The organism is Luteimonas wenzhouensis (assembly GCF_007859305.1).
Taxonomy (GTDB): Bacteria; Pseudomonadota; Gammaproteobacteria; order Xanthomonadales; family Xanthomonadaceae; genus Luteimonas; species Luteimonas wenzhouensis.
The window spans coordinates 272906-293495 of the sequence record NZ_VOHE01000004.1 but is presented as its reverse complement, the minus strand read 5'-3'; the positions used below and the strand labels follow the sequence as shown (position 1 = coordinate 293495).

The window sequence follows — 20590 nt, the reverse complement described above, 5'->3', positions numbered from 1 at the left end:
GATCCGGGGGAGCGGCGGGCCCGCGTCCGCGACGACGCTGGCGCCACGCCAGGGGGGGCCGTATTTTAGGGCGCGCACCCGGGGTCGCGGCACCCCTTTCCCGGTCCGAACGATGAATTCCAGCCCCGAACCCGCCGCGCCGGCGCCGACGCCCGCGCCACGCGGCGCCTGCGCCAACTGCGGCACCCCGCTGCTGGGCGACCACTGCTATGCCTGCGGCCAGCCGGTGAAGGGCCTGGTGCGCCACTTCTCGAGCATCGTCGGCGACGTGCTCGACAGCGTGTTCGAGTGGGACGCGCGCACGCCCAGGACGCTGTGGCCGCTGCTGGCGAAGCCCGGTTACCTGTCGCTGGAGTACTTCGCCGGCCGCCGGGTCCGCTATGTCAGTCCGTTCCGCCTGTTCTTCTTCCTCGCGATCGTCGCCTTCTTCGTCGGCCGGCTCGTGATCAGCGCCGACGACGGCACCGGGGCGGCGCTGAACATCGGCGGCGACAGCGGGATCGAGGTCGCGCGCAGCATCGAGGAGGTCGAGCAGGCGCGCGAGCGGGCGCTGGCGGAGATCGGGACCGCGCGGGAGAAGCTGCGCGCGGCGGCGGCGGGCGGCCGGGCCCCGCCGCGCGGCGCGGATGCCGCGCTGGACGCTGCCGAGACCGCGATCCGCGCCCAGGCCGACGAGCGCATCGCCGCGTTCCGCGAAGCCGAAGCCCAGGGCGGGCCGCCACCGGTGCCGCGCCCGCACCGGATTTCGTTCGGCCCCGAGGAATGGGATCCGGTGACCAACCCGGTCACGGTGGAGTGGCTGCCGGACTTCGCCAACGACTGGATCAACCGCCAGATCGGGCGCGCCGAGCGCAACGTGCAGCGGATGCAGGAGGAGCCCGACCTGCTCGTCGAGTCGCTGCTCGGCGCGGTGCCCTCGACCCTGTTCGTGCTGCTGCCGATCTTCGCCCTGATGCTGAAACTGGCCTACCTGTTCCGGCGCCGGCTGTACATGGAGCACCTGATCGTGGCGATGCACAGCCACGCCTTCGTGTGCCTGGTGCTGCTGCTGGTGTTCGTGACCATGGCGCTGGAGGACTGGCTGGCGCCGGACGGCGGCGCGGGCGCGAACGTGTTCGGGCTGGTGGAGGCGGGGCTGTGGCTGTGGATCCCGGTCTACCTGCTGCTGATGCAGAAGCGGGTGTATGGCCAGGGCTGGATCATGACCCTGCTGAAGTACTTCGCGATCGGCACCTGCTACTCGATCCTGCTCGGCTTCGGCGCGGCCTTCACCGCGCTCGCCAGCCTGGTCTGGATGTAGGCCGCGGGGCGGCGCGGGCCCGGTCCGGGGCGCCCGGCCGTGGCCCCGCGTCCGGCGCTCAGGGCGCCACCCGCGCGCGCAGCCACTGCGCCCGCCGCGCGGGCGGCTCGGCCATCAGGCCGGCGCGCAGCGCCGCCCGCTCCTGCGGCGGGGTGCGCTGGGCCAGCACGCCCAGGTCCTCCAGTGCCTGCGGCGGCAGCGCGCGCAGCGCCGCCAGCAGCGCATCGCGCTCGTCCGGCGGCACCTGGGCGAACAACGCGTGCAGCCGCGGCCAGTGGCGGCCGAGCACCGGCCCCAGCAGCCAGCCGCGACGGATCCCGGCGTCGAGCGCGTCGAAGCGCGCGCGCAGCGCTTGCTGGCGGTCGATCGGCAGGCTGCGCCAGGCCTCGCGCGCGGCCCGCATGCGCGCCCGCTCCTGCGCAGGCAGTGACCGCCAGGCCAGCCACGCCTCGCGCCGCTCGCGCTGGATCGTCACCGGCAGGGCGTCCCACTGCGCGGCGCGGCGCTGCAGGGCCGCGCGCTGGTCGGGGTCGAGCGCCGCGATCCGGGCCGCGCCGTCGCCGCCCGCGGCCACCACGTTCCCCACCGCCAGCAGCAGGGCAAGCGCGGCGGCCAGCCGGCAGCGCCACTCAGGGACCATCGGCGCCCTCCGCAGCGGTGCCCGCCTCGCCGTCGCTCTGGGGCACGACCCCCTCGATCTCCTCCAGCGCCTGCACCAGCCAGGCCTCGAACGCGGGATCGGCGTCGGGCCCGAAGTCGCCGGCCACGGCGTCCAGCAGCAACTCCAGGTCGCGATGGGAGGCGAGCGCGGCGGCGGGATCGAAGCGCGCAGCGGGCTCGGCCGCGGGCAGCGGTTCGCTGCGGATGCCGTTCCCCGGCCCGGGTGCCGCCGGCGGCAGCCAGGGCCCCCACCAGGTCGCGGCGAGGGCGGCGGCGACCGCGGCCACCGCCAGCAGCGTCGCCGGCCACAGCCATCCACGCCGCTGGCCGGGACCACGGGCGCGGCCGGGCGTGGCCGCCGGAAGGCGGGCGCCGTCGCGCAGCATCCGGATCCGCGCCAGCCGCTCCTCCGGCACCGTGCGCACCGCCTCGCGCGCCGCCGCCGACAGCGCCTGCCAGGCCGCCGTGTCCGGGCTGCCGTCTTCGCGCCGCGGCAAGGCGCGCTGCAGCGCCAGGCGGTAGCTGGACCGGCCGATCCCCAGCACCGCGGCGGCATCGGCCTCGGCCAGGCCGGCGACCAGCCGCAGCAGCAGCACGGCGCGTGGCCCGGTGCCGAGCGCCGCCACCGCCGGCGGAAGGCCCGGATCCGCCTCCCCGCTCCGATCGCGCAGCTGCGGCGCGGCCAGCAGCATCGCCCAGAACCGGCGCGGCCACTGGGCGAACGCGGTCGCCGCGGCCACGGCCTGGAAGTCGCGCAGGGTCGCCGCCAGCGCCGCGTCCCCCGCTCCGGCGTTGCCACCCTGCCAGTGGGCCAGCACCGCGCCGCGTCGCTCGACGCCACGCAGGAAAGCGGTCAGGGCAGCATGGGCCGCGGCGGGATCGTTCAAGACGGCATCTGTGGCGGGCCCGGGGGGTGGCCCGCGGCCGCCATGATACGGGCCGGCGCCGCGCCTCCGGGGACTTGACGGATGTCGCACCGGCTGTTCCAGCCGCGGTTTCCGGCGCCGATGTTGTGCACATGCGTCCTGGAACCGTCACGGACGCGGCGCGTGGAGCCGGATTGATCATTGTGAACGCTTTGTTTCACGCGCAAATCATTGATTTTCGAGAAAAACCTGCCGGTGGCGAATTTTTCGCCAAGTCAGGCTTTCACGCGCCATGCATGGGCGAAAAGTGCTGCCGCGGGCGTTCATGCACAGGGTTATCCACATGAATTGTGGATAAGGCGAAATTCCTTGCCCACCATCGACTTGCGCGCGGAAGGTCCAATGCGGCGCAAGTCCGGCCGGCAAGTCGGGGCCGGAACGCCGGGCGTGCGCACTAGACTTTCCGGGTGTCCGATCCCGCCGCCCCCGTCCTCCAGGTCGCCCTGCCGGTGCCGCTGCCGCGGCTGTTCGACTACCGCGCCCCCGACGCCGCCGCGCCCGACGACGTCGGCCGCCGGGTCCGGGTCGGGTTCGGTCCGCGCGAGCTGGTGGGCGTGGTCGCCGCGGTCGGACCGCCGGCGCCGGACGCGCCCGAACTGCGTCCGATCCTCGAACGCCTGGATCCCGCGCCCCTGCTGCACGGCGAACTGTTCGACTCGCTGCGGTGGCTGGCGCGCTACACCCACGCACCGCTGGGCGAGGTCCTGGCCACCGCCCTGCCGGCAGCGCTGCGCCGCGGCGAGCCGTTGCCCGACACCCATGCCTGGGCGTGGCGGCTGACCGCGCAGGGGGAGGCGGCCCTGCCCGGCCTGCGCACGGGTTCGCGCCCGGCGCGCCTGGCCGCGCTGCTGCAGGCCTCGGCGCGCGACGAGGATGCGCTCGATGCGCAGTTCGAAGGCTGGCGCGCGGCCGCGCGCTCGCTGCAGCAGCGCGGGCTGGCCGAGCGGTTCGCGGTGCCCGCCTCGGCGATCGCGCCGGCGCCGCAGCCGGGCCCGACCCCGGAACCCGAACAGCAGGCCGCGATCGACGCGATCCGCGCGGCGGACGGCTTCGCGCCGATGCTGCTCGACGGCGTGACCGGAAGTGGCAAGACCGAGGTCTACCTGCACGCGATCGCCGACTGCCTGGCGCGCGGCCGCCAGGCCCTGGTGCTGGTGCCCGAGATCGGCCTCACCCCGCAGCTGCTGGCGCGCTTTCGCGCCCGGCTCGGCGTGCCGGTCCACGCCACCCACTCCGGGCTCAACGACAACGAACGCGCGCGGGTCTGGGCCGCGGCCTGGCGCGGCGAGGCCCGCGTGGTCGTGGGCACGCGCTCGGCGGTGTTCACGCCGCTGCCCGATGCCGGCCTGATCGTGGTCGACGAAGAGCACGACGCCAGCTACAAGCAGCAGGACGGCATCCGCTACCACGCCCGCGACTTCGCCATCGTGCGCGCTCGCGCGCTCGCGGTCCCGGTGCTGCTGGGCAGCGCCACGCCCTCGCTGGAGACGCTGCACAACGCCACCGGCGGGCGCTACCGCTACCTGCGCCTGTCGCGCCGGGCCGGCGCGGCGCGCCCGCCCGAGGTGCGCGTGACCGACGTGCGCAAGCGCCCGCTCGAGGCGGGCCTGTCGCAGCCGATGTTCGACGCGATCGGCGCCGAACTCGACGCCGGCGGCCAGGTGCTGGTGTTCCGTAACCGCCGCGGCTACGCGCCGGTGCTGCTGTGCCACGACTGCGGCTGGAGCGCGCAGTGCCCGCGCTGCGGCGGCGCCGGGCAGGGCCGGCCGATGACCGTGCACGCGCAGGGCCGGCGCCTGCAGTGCCACCACTGCGGCCATCGGCGGCCGGCGCCGCCGGCCTGTCCCGACTGCGCCAGCCTCGCGCTGCAGCCGCAGGGCGTGGGCACCGAACGGATCGAGGAGGTGCTGGCCGTGCGCTTCCCGGACGTGCCGGTGCTGCGCATCGACCGCGGCAGCACCCGGCGCCGCGATGCGATGGAGAGGCTGCTCGGCGACCTGGGCGAACGCCCCGGGATCCTGGTCGGCACCCAGATGCTGGCCAAGGGTCACGACCTGGCCCAGCTCGGCCTGGTGTGCGTGGTAGGGATCGACGAGGGCCTGTATTCGGCCGACTTCCGCTCGCACGAAAAGCTCGCCCAACTGCTGATCCAGGTCGCGGGCCGCGCCGGCCGTGCGCAGCGCCCGGGCCGGGTGCTGCTGCAGACCCATCATCCCGACCATCCGCTGCTGGCGACGCTGATCCACGGCGGCTACCACGCCTTCGCCGCCGAGGCGCTGGCGCTGCGCGAGGCCGCGGGCTTCCCGCCGTTCGCGTCGCTGGCCCTGCTGCGCGCCGAGGCCAGGCACGCCGGCCCACCGCTGGCGTTCCTGCAGGCGGCGCGGCAGGTGCTCGAGCAGGCCGTCGCGGCCCGGGGCGGCGAGGATCCCGCGATCAGCGGGCCGATGCCGGCGCCGATGCCGCGGCGGGCGGGCATGCACCGGGCGCAGCTGCTGCTGTCCTCGCCGACGCGGCCCGCCCTGCACGCCGCGCTGCATGCCGCGGTGCCCGCGATCCACGCGCTGGCCGAGGCGCGCCGGGTGCGCTGGTCGCTGGACGTGGACCCGGTCGACCTCTACTGAGCCGCCTTCGCCCCGGCGGCGGCCTTCGCACGGCGCGTGCGCGAGGGCCGGGCCTTGGCCGCGGGGCGTTCACGCACCAAGACCTTCTGCCCGTCGCGGCGCACCTCGAACAGATCCACCGCGTCGATCAGGGCACTGAGGCTGCGGTAGCCGTAGTTGCGCGGGTCGAACGACCCCTGGTTGCCCAGGTGGCTGCCAACCCCGCCCAGGTAGGCCCAGCCCTCGTCGTCGGCGACGGCCGCCACCGCGCCGCGCAGCTGGTGCACCAGCGCCTGGTCGTGCTTGAGTTCGCCCGCGGTCCGGGGCCTGGCCTCCTCGGGCGCCACGCTGCCGTCGTCCCCCAGCTTCTCCAGGAACAGGAAGGTCGAACAGGCCTTCACGAACGGCAGCGGCGTCTGCTTCTGGCCGAAGCCGTAGACCGCGTAACCGTCGTTGCGCAGGCGCATCACCAGCGGGGTGAAGTCGGCGTCGCTGGAGACGATGGCGAAGCCGTCGAGGGTGCGCGCGTACATCAGGTCCATGGCGTCGATCACCATCGCCATGTCCGAGGCGTTCTTGCCGGTGGAATAGGCGAACTGCTGGATCGGGCGGATCGCGTACTCGTGCAGCACCTTCTCCCAGCCGGCCAGGTTCTGGCTCTTCCAGTTGCCGTAGGCGCGGCGCACGTTGACCACGCCGTGGCGCGCGACCTCGTTGAGGATCGCGTCGATCTTCGAGGCCGGCGCGTTGTCCGCGTCGATCAGCAGCGCGATGCGCCGTTCACCTTCCGCCATGTCCGTGTCCCGGTGTCCTGGTGCGCGCAGGGTAGCGCGTCGCGGCGGCCGGCGCCGGGGCGACGGCCGGCCGCCCGCAACCGTACGTCCTGAAACCGTTGCGGCAGCGCGGCGGCGGATGCGCGACAATGGCCGTTTCCCCCACTTCGACAACCGCGCAACGCCGACATGCCCAGCCAGCTCGAACAGCTCCGCTCCCTGTCCTCCGTCGTGGCCGATACCGGCGACATCGAGGCCATCGCCCGCTTCAAGCCGATGGACGCCACCACCAACCCGTCGCTGCTGCTCAAGGCCGCCTCGCTGCCCGCATACGCGGCGCACCTGGACCAGGCCGTCGCCGCCGCCAGCGGCAGCGGCGAAGCGAAGGTGGCCGACGCCAGCGACCGCCTGGCGGTGGCGATCGGCGGCGAGATCCTGAAGCTGATCCCCGGCCGCGTGTCCACCGAGGTCGACGCGCGCCTGAGCTTCGACACCGATGCCACCGTGGCCAAGGCGCACCGCCTGGTCGAGCTGTACGACCAGGCCGGCATCGGCCCCGACCGCCTGCTGATCAAGATCGCCTCGACCTGGGAAGGCATCCGCGCCGCCGAGCGCCTGGAGCGCGACGGCATCCACTGCAACCTGACCCTGCTGTTCTCCTTCGCCCAGGCCGTGGCCTGCGCCGAGGCGGGCGTGTTCCTGATCTCGCCCTTCGTCGGCCGCATCCTCGACTGGCACCTGGCCAACGGCATGGACAAGCCGGCCACGCCGCAGGACGACCCGGGCGTGCAGTCGGTCACCCGCATCTGGCGCTGGTACAAGCAGCACGGCTTCGAAACCGTGGTGATGGGCGCGAGCTTCCGCAACACCGGACAGGTGCTGGCGCTGGCCGGCTGCGACCGCCTCACCATCTCGCCCGAGCTGCTAGCGGCGCTGGAGGCGTCCGACGCGCCGGTCGAGCGTGCGCTGGCGGACGCGGGCGAGCGCAGCGCGCGGCCGCAGCCGCTGGGCGAGACGGCGTTCCGCTGGGAGCACAACGAGGACGCGATGGCGACCGAGAAGCTGGCCCAGGGCATCCGCAACTTCGCCGCCGACCAGCGCAAGCTGGAGGCGCTGCTGGCCACGAAGATCGGCTGACCGCGCGCGGCCGCGCACCCGGTCACCGCGAGGCGGCGCCGATGCACCCGATCGCCCGCCGGGCGCCGGCGCCACGCACGGCGCACGCCCGCGCGCGTGACGACCGCACCGCCGCGCCCGGCGTGTGCATGCGCGGCGTCAACGGCGCTGCGCGGCGCGCCCCATAAGATGGCCGGCATGGACGACCGGCCCGCGCACGTGGTGATCGTCGGCGGTGGATTCGCGGGCCTGTGGGCCGCGCGCGCGCTGGCGCGGGCGCCGGTGCGCATCACCCTGCTCGACCGCGGCAACCACCACCTGTTCCAGCCCCTGCTCTACCAGGTCGCCACCGCCGGCCTGTCGGCGCCCGACATCGCCGCACCGCTGCGCCGGATCCTGCGCCGGCAGCGCAACGTCGAGGTGCAGATGGCCACGGTCTCGCGGGTGGACGCGCAGGCGCGCGAGGTCGAGCTCGAGCACGCCGGCGGCCGCCGGCGCCTGGGCTACGACTACCTGGTGCTCGCCACCGGGGCCACCCACGCCTACTTCGGCAACGAGCACTGGGCGCCGCACGCGCCGGGACTGAAGACGCTCGACGACGCGCTGGAGCTGCGCCGCCGCCTGCTGCTGGCGTTCGAACGCGCCGAAGCGGCGACCGACCCCGCCGAGCGCGACGCCTGGCTGAGCTTCGCGATCATCGGCGGCGGCCCGACCGGCGTGGAGCTGGCCGGCACCCTGGCCGAGATCGCGCGCCACACGCTCGAGCGCGAGTTCCACAACATCGACCCGGCGCGCGCCCGGGTACGCCTGGTCGAGGCCGGGCCGCGGGTGCTGTCCGCGTTCCCGGAAGACCTGTCGCGCAAGGCGCGCAGGCAGCTGGAACAGCTCGGCGTCGAGGTCCTGACCGGCGCGCCGGTCGAAGACATCGACGCGCGCGGCTACCGTTGCGACGGCCGCTTCGTGCCGGCGCGGACCGTGGTCTGGGCGGCAGGCGTCTCCGCTTCGCCGCTGGGCAGCTGCCTGGGCGTAGCGCTGGATCGCGCCGGCCGGGTGAAAGTCCGCCCGGACCTGTCGGTGCCGGGCCATCCGGAGATCTTCGTCGCCGGCGACCTGGCCGCCGTCGAGCGGCCGGACGGGCGTCCGGTGCCGGGCGTGGCGCCGGCGGCCAAGCAGATGGGGCGGTACGTGGCGCGCCGCATCCGGGCCCGTCTCGGCGGGCGTGCCGTTCCCGACCGGTTCGCCTACCGCGACTACGGCAACCTCGCCACCATCGGCCGCATGGCGGCGGTGGTCGAACTGGGTGCGTGGCGCCTGTCCGGGGTGCTGGCCTGGTGGTTCTGGCTGCTGGCGCACCTGTTCTTCCTGATCGGGTTCCGCAACCGGCTGGTGGTGCTGCTCAACTGGTCGGTTGCCTACTGGACCCACCAGCGCGCAGCCCGGATCATCCTCGGCGGCGACGATCGTTCCGATCGGGACTGACGATCGCGGCCCCTCGTCGATGGCGTTCGGCGGCGCCGCGCTTCGGCTAGGATGGCCGCGTCCCCCGGCCATCGCCCGCGCATGCTCGATCTCCCCACACAGAACCTGCTGATCGCACTGGCGGTGACCACTGCCGCGGGGCTGGCGACCGGGTTCGGCGGCCTGCTCGTGTTCGCGTCGAAGTCCCCCAACGCGCGGCTGCTCGCCTTCGGCCTGGCGTTCGCCGGCGGCGCGATGGTCTACGTGTCGCTGGGCGAGATCCTGACCAAGTCGATCGCCTCTTTCTCGATGCACTACGGCGAGCGGCTCGGATTCACCTGGGGCACGCTGTCGTTCCTGGCCGGCGTGCTGGTGATCGTGACCATCGACCGCCTGGTGCCCAACCCGCACGAGCGGCTGGAAGTCGACGACCCCTACTTCCGCGAGCACAACCGCGACTACGTCAGGCGCGTGGGCCTGCTGACCGCGGTCGCGATCACCGCGCACAACTTCCCGGAAGGGCTGGCGACGTTCTTCGCCACGCTCGAGAACCCCGGCGTGGGCCTGCCGCTGGCGTTCGCGATCGCGATCCACAACGTCCCCGAGGGCATCGCGATCGCGGTGCCGGTGTACTTCGCCACCAACAACAAGGCCTACGCCTTCACCGCCTGCCTGCTCTCGGGCCTGGCCGAGCCGGTCGGCGCGATCCTGGGTTACGCGCTGCTGCGGCCGTTCCTGTCCGAGGCGGTGTTCGGCGCCGTGTTCGGCATCATCGCCGGGGTGATGGTGTTCCTCGCCCTGGACGAGCTGCTGCCCGCCGCCAAGCGCTACGCCAAGGGCCACGAGACGGTGTACGGGCTGGTCACCGGCATGGCTGCACTCGCCATCAGCCTGGTGCTGTTCAAGTGGTGAGGCGCGGGCCGCGCTGACCCCGCGGTCCCACGCGCCCGCCCTCCCGCCTGTCCATGCGGGCCGCCCCCGGGGCGGCCCGTGTCGCTTGCGTCCTAGCCCCTGTCGCCAGGGTCCAAGACCCGTCGCCACCCGCTCCGTAGCGTGCATCGCGGCGCGCGGGCGGACCCGTCCGGAGTGGGCCGGCGGCCCCCGGGATCCGCCCGTCCTCGCACCGCCCCTGCCAGTCCTTTCCGGAGCGCACCCGTGGCCAGTTCAACCGTGCACACAGATCGCAGGCATCCCTCCCTTCCGGTGTCCCATACCGCACTGCTCGCGGCCACCACGGTCCTGCCGGCGCTGCTGCCGGCCCCGGTCCTCGCGCAAGCGTGCGACGCCGGGGCGGTGGTGGTGGTCGACGGCGCCGGCGGCGGCACCCAGCCCAGTCCATGGAACACGCCTGGCGCGCTGGTGATCGGCGTGGATGGCGAATGCGAAGTGGTGGTCCGCAACGCAGGCGAGGTGCGCACGCCCTACAACACCGGCCACGTCGTGCTGGGCCAGAACCAGGGCTCGCACGGCACGCTCGAGGTGACGGGCGCCGGCTCCGCCCTGCTCCTGTCCGGCACCGGCGGGGTCGGCGGCCAGCCCGGTATCACCGTGGGGGATCGGGGCCTGGGCACGATGACCATCGCCGACGGCGGGCGCGTGGAGTCCTTCGGTGGCATCCTGGGCTTCTACCGCGGCTCGGCAGGCGCCGTGACCGTGACCGGCACGGGCTCGCGCTGGGAGGCGAGCTCCCTCATCGTCGGCGGTTACGACGGCGGGCAAGGCCAGCTGGCGATCTCGGACGGCGGCGTCGTGGCCACCAGCGGGCAAAGCCACGTGGGCCTCCACGGCGGGCCCGGGCGCCAGGACGGCGCGCACGGCACGGTGCTCGTCACCGGCGCGGGTTCGCGCTGGGAGGGCGGAGGCAACCTCCATGTCGGCGCCGGCAGCCCCCAGGGCGGTGCCACCGGGGCGATGACCGTCGAGGACGGCGGTGTGGTGACCAGCAACCGCGGCATGATCGGCGTGGGCCATGCCGATGCGCGCGGGACGGTCGCCGTGAGCGGCGCCGGATCGCGCTGGCAGGCCGGGGACATGGTCGTGGTCGGCACCGGGAGCCTGATCGTGTCCGGGGGCGGCGCGGTCGCGTTGGACAGTCCCTTCGACCAGTCGTTACGGATCGGCAGCGACGGCACGGGCCGGGTCGAGGTGTCGGGCACCGATGCGGGCACGGGGGACCGCTCCCACCTGCGCCTGGACGGCATCCTCCACGTCGGGTACTCGGGCAGCGGCGGCGGCGAGCTGCTCGTCGGCGCGGGCGCCCTGGTCGAGAGCGGACAGGGCCTGGTGGGCGCCGGCGACTCGGCAATCGGGACGCCGGCGACGGCCACGGTCACCGGCGCGGGATCGGAATGGATCGTCGGCGACGCCGTCGAAGTGGGGACCCTGGGCCGCCTGCGCATCTCGGCCGGCGGCAGCGTGCAAAGCGCCAGCGGGGTCGTCGGCAGCCAGGCCTACGGGGCGGGCAACGGCGTGTCCGGTGCGGTCGTGGAGGTCACCGGCGCCGGCAGCCGGTGGACCACCGACGGGCCGCTGACCGTCGGCCGCAACGGCCCGGGCACGTTGACGGTCTCCGACCAGGGGCAGGTCCGCGTCGGCAGCACCGGCACCGGGACGATCCGCATCGCGCGCGACCCGGCGTCCACCGCCACGCTCCACCTCGGCGCGCGCGAGGGCGAAGCGCCGGGGCGGGCGACGCTGGAGGCGGGCCGGATCGAGTTCGGCGCGGGCCACGGCACCCTCGTCGTCAACCATGCGGGGGAGCACCGGATCGACGCCGCCCTCTCGGGCCCGGCGGGCAACGGCGTCATCCACCACCTGGCCGGCAACACCACGCTGGCCGGCGACGGCAGCGGCTTCGGCGGCTCCACCGTGCTGGCGGGCGGCGCCCTGCACGTGGCCCAGGCACTGGGCGGCGAGGTCGAGGTGCACGGCGGGGCACGCCTGTCGGGCGGCGAGTTCGGCGGCAGCGTCACCGTCCTGGACGGCACCCTCGCCCCGGGCGCCTCGGCTGGCCTGATGACCATCGGCGGCGACCTCGCGCTCGATGCCGGCGCGACGCTCGAGTTCGAACTCGGCGCAGCGGACGGCACGCCGGGGATCGACAGCGACCTGGTCCGCGTCGCCAACGACCTCATCCTGGACGGCACCCTGCACGTCCTCGACGCCGGGGGGTTTGGCCCCGGCCTCTACCGCCTGCTCGAGTATGGCGGCACCCTGACCGACCGGGGCCTGGAGATCGGCATCGCGCCACCGGGCTTCGACGCCGGCAACCTCGCCGTGCAGACCGCCATCGCCCAACAGGTCAACCTGCTGGTCGGGACGCCGGCCGCGCCCCCCGCTTCGTACTTCTTCTGGGACGGCACCGACACGTCCGGCAACGCCGTCGTCGACGGCGGCAGCGGGGAATGGACCGCTACCGGCGGCAACTGGACCAGCGCCGACGCGACCGCCAACGGGCCGTTCGACCCGGAAGCGCGCCTGGTCTTCGCCGGGACCCCGGGCGAGGTGACGGTGGACGACGGCGAGGGCGCCATCGTGCTGTCGGCGGGGATGCAGTTCGCGGTCGACGGCTATTCGGTCGTCGGCGACGGGATACGGCTCGAACAGGCACCGGTGGTGCGCGTGGGCGACGGCACTGCCGCGGGCGCCGGCATGACCGCCACGATCACATCGGCCATCGACGGTGTCGACGGCCTGGTCAAGACCGACCTGGGCACGCTCGCGCTGCGCGGCGCCAACCGCTACACCGGCGGCACCCGGATCGAGGCGGGCACGCTGCGGATCTGGTCCGACGCGGCGCTCGGCGCGGCCGGCGGTGGCGTGACCCTGCGCGGCGGCGCGGACGGGGCGACGCTCGCCTTCGCGTCGGCGCTCTCGAGCGATCGCGCTTTCACCTTCCAGGGCTCGGGCAACGTGCTTCGGGCCGAGGACGGCACGGTGTCGCTGTCGGGCCGGCTCTCCGGGGCCGGGGAAGTGGCCAAGCACGGCGCGGGCCAGCTGCACTACACCGGCGACGGCACCGGCTTCAGCGGCCGCCTGTCGCTGGCCGAAGGCGGGCTGCGGCTGGAGGGGACGCTCGCCGGTTCCATCACCACTTCGGCGGGCACTGTCCTCTCGGGCAGCGGCGAAACCGGAAGCCTGCGCGTGGGAGGCCGGCTCGAGCCCGGGGCATCGATCGGCACCCTCACCGTCCGCGCCAGCGCGCCCTCCTTCGAGCCCACCGGCGCGGTCGCGCTCGCAGTGCGTCCGGCCGCGGCGGAGGGCGACCTGACCCTGGCCAGCGGCGCGACCTACGTGGTGGAGATCAATGACGGCGGCAACACCGCCGGCGTCCACAACGATCTGGTCGTGGCCGACGCCGGCACCATCCAGGGTGGGGTCACCTTCCTCGTCACGCCCGAGAACGGCCGCGACGACGGCCGCACCTACGCCCCGGGGACCACCTACACGATCATCCGGACCGGCGCGGCCGGCGGCCTGGTGGTGGAGGCGCCGCCCACCATCGTCGACGACTTCGCCTTCCTCGACTTCACCGGCAGCACGGATGGACGCCACTACTACCTGACCAGCCGGCAGGTGGCGTCCTTCTGCCTGGGCGGCTTCACCTTCAACCAGTGCTCCACCGCCAACGCGGTCGAGGATCTCGGCCCAGGCCATCCGGCCCACGACGCCGTGCTTGCGCTGGGCGGTGCGGCGGCCCCGGCCGCGTTCGACGCCATGTCCGGCGAAGTCCACGCCTCCGCCCGGCACGTCGTCGACCACGCGGGGGCCGCGTTCAACCGCATCCTGCGCCAGCGCGGCGCGGGCGGCGCCACCATCGAGCTGCGCGCCGACGACAATGGCGGCCGCCAGGCCCGCCGGGCCTGGGTGGCGCCGCTGGGCACCCATGGCGACATCGACGGCGACGGCAACGCGGCGCGCACCAGATGGTGGGGCGTGGGCCTGGCCGGCGGCGTCGAGCGGACGCTCGAGCTCGGCCGCGGCGACCTGGTCGCCGGGCTCGGCGCCGGCCACGTCCGCAGCAAGGGCTCGATCCCGGACCGCCGCTCGCACCACGACGGATACGGGACCCACCTCGGCGCCTACGGTGCCTGGAGCCTCGGACAGGGCCGGGTCGCGGGCTCGCTCTCGTACGGCGCCACGCGTACCGCGACCCGGCGCGGGATCGGCTTCGGCGCGATCGACGCGAGCACCAGGGCCGACAGCCGGGTGCACGGCCTGGCGGCGTCCATCGAAGCCTCCTACGCCTTCGAACTTGCCGGTGGCGGCACGCTGGCCCCGCTGCTGATGGTGGAGGCCGGCCGGGCCCGGCACGGACGCTTCTCCGAGCAGGGCGCCGGCGACTTCGACCTGTCCGCCGGGCCGGACCACTGGAGCCGCTTCGACGCCGGCGTGGGCCTGGCGCTGGCGCGCACGGTCCCGACCGCGCGCGGGGTGCTGGCGCTGGACGGCCGGGCGACCTGGGAGTACGCCATGGGCGACACCATGCAGGTCACCATGAACAGCTTCGGGGGCGGCACCGGGTACGAGATCCGCGGGCCCCGCACCGACGAGAACCGGCTTCGCATCGGCGCCGGCGCCGCGTGGACCGTCTCCCGCGCCGTGGACATCCGCGCCCGCTACGACGGCCTGTTCTCGCGCGACCAGGCCAGCCACATGGCGACGCTCGCCGTCGATGTCCGGTTCTGACCCCGGCCGCCGCCGGCCCCGCCGGGCGTCGTTGAGGGTGCCGGGTTCCCGCCCTAGAATCCGGGCCGGGGCGACGGCCCGCCCTCCTTCACCGCCCGCACCGCAGCGCGGTAGCGCCTGCCCGGGGGCGGCGGAAGCAGGTCTCTTCGCCACCGGGCCGGGCACCCGCGAGGAGACGTCGATGCGATTCTCCACTGCCGACCTGCCCGAGCACGAGCGCATCCCGGCGTGGCGCGACTACTGGGGTCGCCGCGTGTTCGGCGCGGACGCGGTGCCGATGACCGAGGCCCCCTTCGCCGCCGACGTCGACGTGCGCACCCTGCCCGGGGTGCGGGTCCTGACGACCCTCACGTCCCCGCTGCGCGTCGTGCGCACGGCCGCATCGGCGGCCGATGGCAGCGACTACATCGGGCTGGTCACCTGCACGGGGAGCATCGCCGCCTCCCAGGCGGGCCACCAGGTCGCGCTCGACCCGGGCGAGGCCACGGTCCTGACCACCGGCGACGCTTCGATCCTGGAGTCCCGGGGCACCGCCCGCTTCCGCTGCCTCCTGGTGGACCGCGCGCTGCTGCCGGCCACCTGCAGGCTCGATCCGGGTGCGCGGCTGAGGCTCTCCCCGCGCAACCCGCTCCTGCGGCTGCTGGTCTCCTACGTGGACATCCTGCTCGACGACGGGGCCGGCGAGGGGCCCGGTGACGATGCGCGGTCCGAAGTGCTGGCCGGGCACGTCCGCGACCTGATGGGCCTGCTGCTCGACCGGCACGGCGATCCGCGCGCGTACGCCCGCAGCACCTCGGCCGCGCACATGGCCCGGATCAAGCGCTTCATCGCGGCGAACGCCTGCACCCCCAGCCTGTCCATCCAGGACGCCTCGCGCCAGCTCGGCCTGTCCGTGCGCTACATCCAGCGGCTGTTCGCCGCGGACGATGCGACCTTCTCGAGCCACCTGCTCGGCCAGCGCCTGGAGGCGGCCCGGCGCGCGCTGGCCGATCCGCGCAATGCCGGCCGGAAGATCAGCGACATCGCCCTCGCCGTCGGGTTCAGCGACATCTCCTACTTCAACCGCTGCTTCCGGCACCGGTTCGGCCACACCCCGGGCGAGGCACGCCACCGCTAGGCCAGCGCGCCCCGGGCGCAGACGCAAGCAGGGCCCCTTCACGGGGCCCTGCGAACAAGCGAATGGATCGGCCGGCTCAGGCCGCGAACAGGGCCTTCATCTTCTTCAGCGCGTTGGCCTCGACCTGGCGGATGCGCTCGGCGGAGACGCCGTACTCGTCGGCCAGCTCCTGCAGCGTCACCTTGTTGTCGGGGTCGAGCCAGCGGCGCTGGATGATGTCGCGCGACCGCGCGTCCAGGCTGGCCAGCCCCTCGCGCAGCAGTTCGAGGCGGTTGTCGGCGCTGTCCATGCGCTCGTAGGCCTGGGCCGGATCCTCCTCGTGCGCGATCAGGTACGCGGCGGGCGCCGGCGGCGCGCGGTCGTCATCCTCGTCGGCCGGGGCGTCGAACGCGATGTCGCGGCCGGACAGGCGCGATTCCATCTCCAGCACCTCGCGCTCGGAGACGTTGAGGTCCTTGGCCACCGCGCTGACCTCGTCGGCGTTCAGCCAGCCCAGGCGGGTCTTGCTCTTGCGCAGGTTGAAGAACAGCTTGCGCTGGGCCTTGGTCGTGGCGACCTTGACGATGCGCCAGTTCCTGAGGATGAATTCGTGCATCTCGGCGCGAATCCAGTGCACCGCGAAGCTCACCAGGCGCACGCCCATGTCGGGGTCGAAACGCTTGACCGCCTTCATCAGGCCGATGTTGCCTTCCTGGATCAGGTCGCCCAGCTGCAGGCCGTAGCCGCTGTAGCCGCGGGCCACGTGCACCACGAAGCGCAGGTGCGAATGCACCAGCTCGCGGGCGGCGTCGAGGTCTTCCTCGTCGCGGTAGCGGCGGGCCAGCGCCTGCTCCTCCTCGGCCGACAGCACCGGGATCTGGTGGACGGCACTGATATAGGCCTCCAGCGAACCCAGTGGCTCCAGCCCGGTGAAGGCGGGCACCGGCAGGTTGTTGGCAACGAGCGCTTGGGTCATGGGCGTCTTCATCGGGTTGAGTTTAGCAGTCGGCCTCTTTGACTGCTAAACCGGGGGGAAGTTCCCGAAACGTTGCGTATTCGGGACAACGAGGCTGTTTTCTACTGATTGAGCTCAAATATGATAGCAGATTCGGGCGCCCGCCGCACCGGGCGAGCCCCATCCTGCATTGCGCTCCATCAAGGGCCCGTGACCCACACCGGTCCCGCGCCAATGATGGGGGCCCCGGCGGTGCCGGCGGCTCCGGGGCGCAACCGGCGCCCCCGCTGCCGCCACATGGCAAGCGCCCCCCGGGATCCGGGGGCGCTTCCAGGGCCTCGGGGGCCGTGGTCAGAACTTCTGCGCGAAACGGACGTAGGCCGTGCGGCCGTAGGCGTCGTACAGCTCGAAGTTCCAGGGGCGGCCGCGGACCTCCAGCAGCTCGGGGTAGCGGTCCCCGGCGTTGTTCACGCCGAGGGTGAAGCTGCCCTCCCACGGCGTGCGCCAGGTCAGCGACAGGTCGTGGGTGGTGTAGCTGCCCAGGCGCGAGCCGGCCCCACCGCCGACGAAGCCGAACGACGGGGTGGTCTCCGGGTTCTGCTGGGAGTCGATGTAGTTGATGTTCCAGTTGGCGGTCAGCGCCCCCAGGGTCCAGCTGTTGCGCAGGGTCGCGCGCAGGTCCGGCAGCGAGATCCAGCCCAGCCGGTCCTTGACCACCTCGCCATCGGTGAGCGTGTAGTCGAGCGTCCTGGTCACCTGCAGCCAGTTCTCCAGGCGCCCGGCGCGATCGAAGCCGAAGCGGGTGCGCAGATTGAGGTCGATGCCGCTGGTCTCCAGGTCGCCCTCGTTGGCGTAGGCGGTGCTCACCTCGCTGATCGAACCGTTCGAACGCCGCAGCACCGAGGTCCCCGCCGGCAGCGGGATCCCCGCGTTGTCGAAATTGACCAGTTCCTGGTACTCGATCAGGCGGATCCGGTCGTCGATCTCGATCGAGTAGTAGTCCAGGGTCAGGTTGAGCCAGTCGGTGGCGTCCCAGGCCAGGCCGAGGCTGAACTGGCGCGAGTTCTCGGACTCCAGCGACGGGTTGCCGCTCCGCCAGGTGTCGACCTGGTACCTGACGTTGCTGTCCTGCGGGCGGTCGGCGATGTTGTCGCCGTTGGAATCGCCGCCGCACTCTTCCGGGCTGTAGCCCATCACCACGCAGGTGCGGTAGTCGGAGAGGTGCTCGGCGGAGAACGCGCGCTTGCCGTGCACGTCGGGCAGCGCCGGGGCACGGAAGCCCTTGCCGGCGGAGGCGCGCAGGGTCAGGTTGCCCAGCGGCTGCCAGCGCAGCGAGACCTTCGGGGAGACGTCGCTGCCGTAGTCGCTGTAGCGGTCGTAGCGCGCGGCCAGGGTGACGTCGAAGCTGCGCGCGATCGGGAACAGCCATTCGGCGTACGCGGCGTGGATCTCGCGCGCGCCCGCGGCCGAGTTCCCGGCCGACCCGGCCACCACGCCAGCCTCCGACAGCGAATCGTAGATGTCGGCGTAGTCCTCCTTCCGGTACTCGGCGCCAAAGGCCAGCACCGACACGCCGCCGCCCATGTCGAACAGGTCGAGGGTGGCGTTGGCGTACAGCTCGTCGATGTCGAACCAGCCGTCGCGGGAGGTGGTGGCGGTGAAGCCGCCGATCACGTCCTCCGGGTTGCCGAACGGATCGAACAGGTTGTACGAGCCGTCGGCGGCGGCCTGCTCGGCCAGCGGCGTGACGATGTAGCCGCGCCCGAGTTCCTTGAAGGTCGCCTGGCTGCGGCGCATGCCGAAGTCGACGTAGAGCGCGTCGCTCGCCTGCCAGGAAAACCCGAGGTTGAGGTCGGCGACCGCGTTGTCGACGAAGTTGTCGCGGTTGCCGGCCGCCGCGTAGCGGTGGTAGACGAACACGCCCAGCCCGTCGCCCGGCACCGGGTCGTTCGGCGATCCCTCGGGGATGTACAGCACGCCCGGCGTGGGGGCGTAGCGGCCGAAGCTTCCGGTCGTGCTGTAGCTGCCGGCGGCGTGGACCGACCAGGCATCGTTGATCTGCCAGCTGCCGCGGGCGAACAGCGAACGGTTGCGGATCGAGGCTTCGTCGGCCGCGACCGCGGTGTAGTCGTACACGCAGTTGTCGCCGTTGCGCCAGAAGTTCGGGTCGTCGCAGGCGTAGCCGGGCAGCGCTCCCCCGAACTCGCCCTCCTCGCCCGGCTCGGTCTCGCTCTCGAAGTAGAAGTTGTTGCCGTAGAACGAGCCGCCGCGGGCCTGGCCGCTGATCTGGTCGCGGGTGTAGACCATGTCGCGCGAGCTGGCCGCGGCGCCAAGCAGCAGGCTGCCGCGGTCGGACGAGGTGCCGAACACCAGCGAGGCCTCCTCGGTGTCGCCGCCGCGCACCTTCGGGTTGCCGATCCCGTAGCGCACCTCCACGCCTTCGAAATCCTTGCGCAGGATGATGTTGACCACGCCGCCGATCGCGTCCGACCCGTAGAGCGCGGACGCGCCGTCGGAGAGGATCTCGATCCGCTCCACTGCCGCCAGCGGAATGGTGTTGAGGTCGGCGCTCTCGCCGGTGGAGGGCGCGTAGGGGACGCGGCGCCCGTCGATCAGCACCAGGGTGCGGTCGGAACCGATGCCGCGCAGGTCGACGTCGGCGGTGGCCTGCGCCGAGCTGCCGGAGCGCGGGCGGAAGTTGCCGAACGAGGAGAAGGTCGAATCGCGCAGCACCTCGGCCACCGACACGTCGCCGCTGGCATCGATGGCGGCGCGGTCGATCACGGTCAGCGGCACGGCGCCTTCGATGTCGGCACGGCGGATGCGCGATCCGGTGACCTGCAGGCGGTCCAGGGTCTGGACAAGGCCCTCGGTTGCGCCCTCGTCCTGGGCGGCGACGTGGAACGATGGCAGGGCGCAGGCAATGGCGATCGGCAGCGCCGCGAGCCTGCGTCCGCGCGATCGGAACAGGGAAGTCATGCGAAGTTCTCCGGAATTCGTTAAGGATGCGTCAAGCGCAGCGGTGAAGTTACGGATGCAACGACGCCACCGCTTGCCCATCCGTGCCGGTCTGGTTTGCCGCTTCTGGCGCCCCGTCCGCCGGCGCGCGGTAGAGCGAGGGCGGCACGCCGAAATGCGCCCGGAACGCACGCGAAAAGCTGCAGTTGTTCTCGAACCCGCAGGCCGCGCCGGCCTCGCCGATCGACAGCCGCGAACTGCGCAGCAGCCGCGCCGCCTTGGCCAGGCGCATCCGCGAGGACGCGGCCTGCGGGCCTTCGCCATACAGTGCGTGGAAAGTCTTGGTGAAGTGCCAGATCGACACATTGCCGCGCTCGGCCAGTTCCGCCAGGCGTACCGGGCGATCGAGGTTGCCCGCCAGGTACAGCCACGCCCGCTGCATGCGCGTGAACATCTGGCGACGGCGGTGCAGCGACCGGCCCGGGCAACGGTCCACCAGGCCCCGCAGTCCGGCCTGCTGCGCAGCGAGCAGGCGCAGCACCGCCTCCAGCCGCGGTCGATCAACCGTGTGCACGCCGGCCACGTTGCGGGCGAACGGCGCGCAGCCGCGCCACAGCCGTAGCGCCGCGGCGCGTGCGCCCGGTGCCAGGCTCCCCAGGCCGGGGAACAGCGGGCCGTCGCCGGTCGCCGCCAGCCCCAGCCCCGACCCCGGGCCAGGCCGCGGCGGGAACGTGATGGCGGCCACGAGCCCGTCGTCGTCGGCATGCAGCAACGGACGGGCCTCGGCCTCGAGCACCAGCCACTGGCCGGCGGCGAGGCTGAACCGGCCCTCGCGGCACTCGAGCCTCGCCCCGCCACGCAGCACCAGCCAGGCACTCGCCGCGGCCGCGACGGCCAGGCTGCCGCCGCGGCTGGCGAGCATCAGCGCGGGCAATTCGGCGCCGGGCGGGCCGCACGCTTCGTGCACGGTGCCGCGGTCGCTCCAGATCGTGTGCATCTGCATGGCTGTCTCCTTGTGCGGAATCCAGCCGGATGCTTGTCGCGAACGGCTCCGAAACTC

At 73.4% G+C, this 20590-nt stretch carries 13 protein-coding genes; 7 read left to right on the top strand and 6 right to left on the bottom strand.

Annotated features, from left to right (window positions below; all coding sequences use genetic code 11):
- The first annotated feature begins 112 nt into the window (after positions 1–112).
- On the top strand, positions 113–1300 hold the full coding sequence (locus tag FQY79_RS10015) for a DUF3667 domain-containing protein (protein WP_146312773.1): 1188 nt from the start codon (positions 113–115) through the stop codon (positions 1298–1300).
- Positions 1301–1358: 58 nt separating this feature from the next.
- Here FQY79_RS10015 and FQY79_RS10010 read toward each other — a convergent pair whose 3' ends face one another.
- The gene (locus FQY79_RS10010; RefSeq protein WP_146312772.1) at positions 1359–1940 is read right to left on the bottom strand and encodes a DUF3106 domain-containing protein; all 582 of its coding nucleotides are present in this window, start codon (positions 1938–1940) and stop codon (positions 1359–1361) included.
- On the bottom strand, positions 1930–2847 hold the full coding sequence (locus FQY79_RS10005) for a hypothetical protein (protein WP_146312771.1): 918 nt from the start codon (positions 2845–2847) through the stop codon (positions 1930–1932). The genes FQY79_RS10010 and FQY79_RS10005 overlap by 11 nt, the downstream gene beginning before the upstream one ends.
- Positions 2848–3293: 446 nt before the next feature.
- Here FQY79_RS10005 and FQY79_RS10000 point away from each other — a divergent pair, with 446 nt between their 5' ends.
- The gene (locus FQY79_RS10000; protein ID WP_146312770.1) at positions 3294–5507 is read left to right on the top strand and encodes a primosomal protein N'; all 2214 of its coding nucleotides are present in this window, start codon (positions 3294–3296) and stop codon (positions 5505–5507) included.
- Here FQY79_RS10000 and FQY79_RS09995 read toward each other — a convergent pair.
- The gene (locus FQY79_RS09995) at positions 5501–6280 is read right to left on the bottom strand and encodes an NYN domain-containing protein (RefSeq protein WP_146312769.1); all 780 of its coding nucleotides are present in this window, start codon (positions 6278–6280) and stop codon (positions 5501–5503) included. The genes FQY79_RS10000 and FQY79_RS09995 overlap by 7 nt on opposite strands.
- A gap of 168 nt (positions 6281–6448) precedes the next feature.
- On the opposite strand from FQY79_RS09995, the gene tal reads away from it, so the two are divergent.
- From tal to FQY79_RS09970, 5 genes are all read left to right on the top strand, one after another.
- A complete protein-coding gene (gene tal, locus FQY79_RS09990) occupies positions 6449–7396 on the top strand; it encodes a transaldolase (RefSeq protein WP_146312768.1) in 948 nt (315 codons plus the stop codon).
- Between the two features lie 177 nt (positions 7397–7573).
- Positions 7574–8854 carry an NAD(P)/FAD-dependent oxidoreductase gene (locus FQY79_RS09985; protein WP_146312767.1) on the top strand — a complete coding sequence of 427 codons (1281 nt, stop codon included), beginning with the start codon at positions 7574–7576 and terminating at the stop codon, positions 8852–8854.
- A gap of 81 nt (positions 8855–8935) precedes the next feature.
- Positions 8936–9745: a zinc transporter ZupT gene (gene zupT, locus FQY79_RS09980; RefSeq protein WP_146312766.1), complete on the top strand. Its 810-nt coding sequence runs from the start codon at positions 8936–8938 to the stop codon at positions 9743–9745.
- Between the two features lie 291 nt (positions 9746–10036).
- Entirely contained in the window at positions 10037–14521 is a 4485-nt protein-coding gene (locus FQY79_RS09975) for an autotransporter domain-containing protein (RefSeq protein WP_146312765.1), read from the top strand.
- A 181-nt stretch (positions 14522–14702) separates the two neighbouring features.
- Entirely contained in the window at positions 14703–15638 is a 936-nt protein-coding gene (locus FQY79_RS09970; protein WP_186759927.1) for a helix-turn-helix domain-containing protein, read from the top strand.
- Between the two features lie 76 nt (positions 15639–15714).
- Here FQY79_RS09970 and rpoH read toward each other — a convergent pair whose 3' ends face one another.
- The 3 genes from rpoH to FQY79_RS09955 form a co-directional block, all read right to left on the bottom strand.
- On the bottom strand, positions 15715–16593 hold the full coding sequence (rpoH, locus tag FQY79_RS09965; RefSeq protein WP_146312763.1) for an RNA polymerase sigma factor RpoH: 879 nt from the start codon (positions 16591–16593) through the stop codon (positions 15715–15717).
- A gap of 330 nt (positions 16594–16923) precedes the next feature.
- On the bottom strand, positions 16924–19551 hold the full coding sequence (locus FQY79_RS09960; protein WP_186759924.1) for a TonB-dependent receptor plug domain-containing protein: 2628 nt from the start codon (positions 19549–19551) through the stop codon (positions 16924–16926).
- A 49-nt stretch (positions 19552–19600) separates the two neighbouring features.
- Positions 19601–20533 (bottom strand): helix-turn-helix transcriptional regulator, encoded by a 933-nt coding sequence (locus tag FQY79_RS09955; RefSeq protein WP_146312761.1) that lies wholly within the window; start codon positions 20531–20533, stop codon positions 19601–19603.
- Positions 20534–20590: the final 57 nt, after the last annotated feature.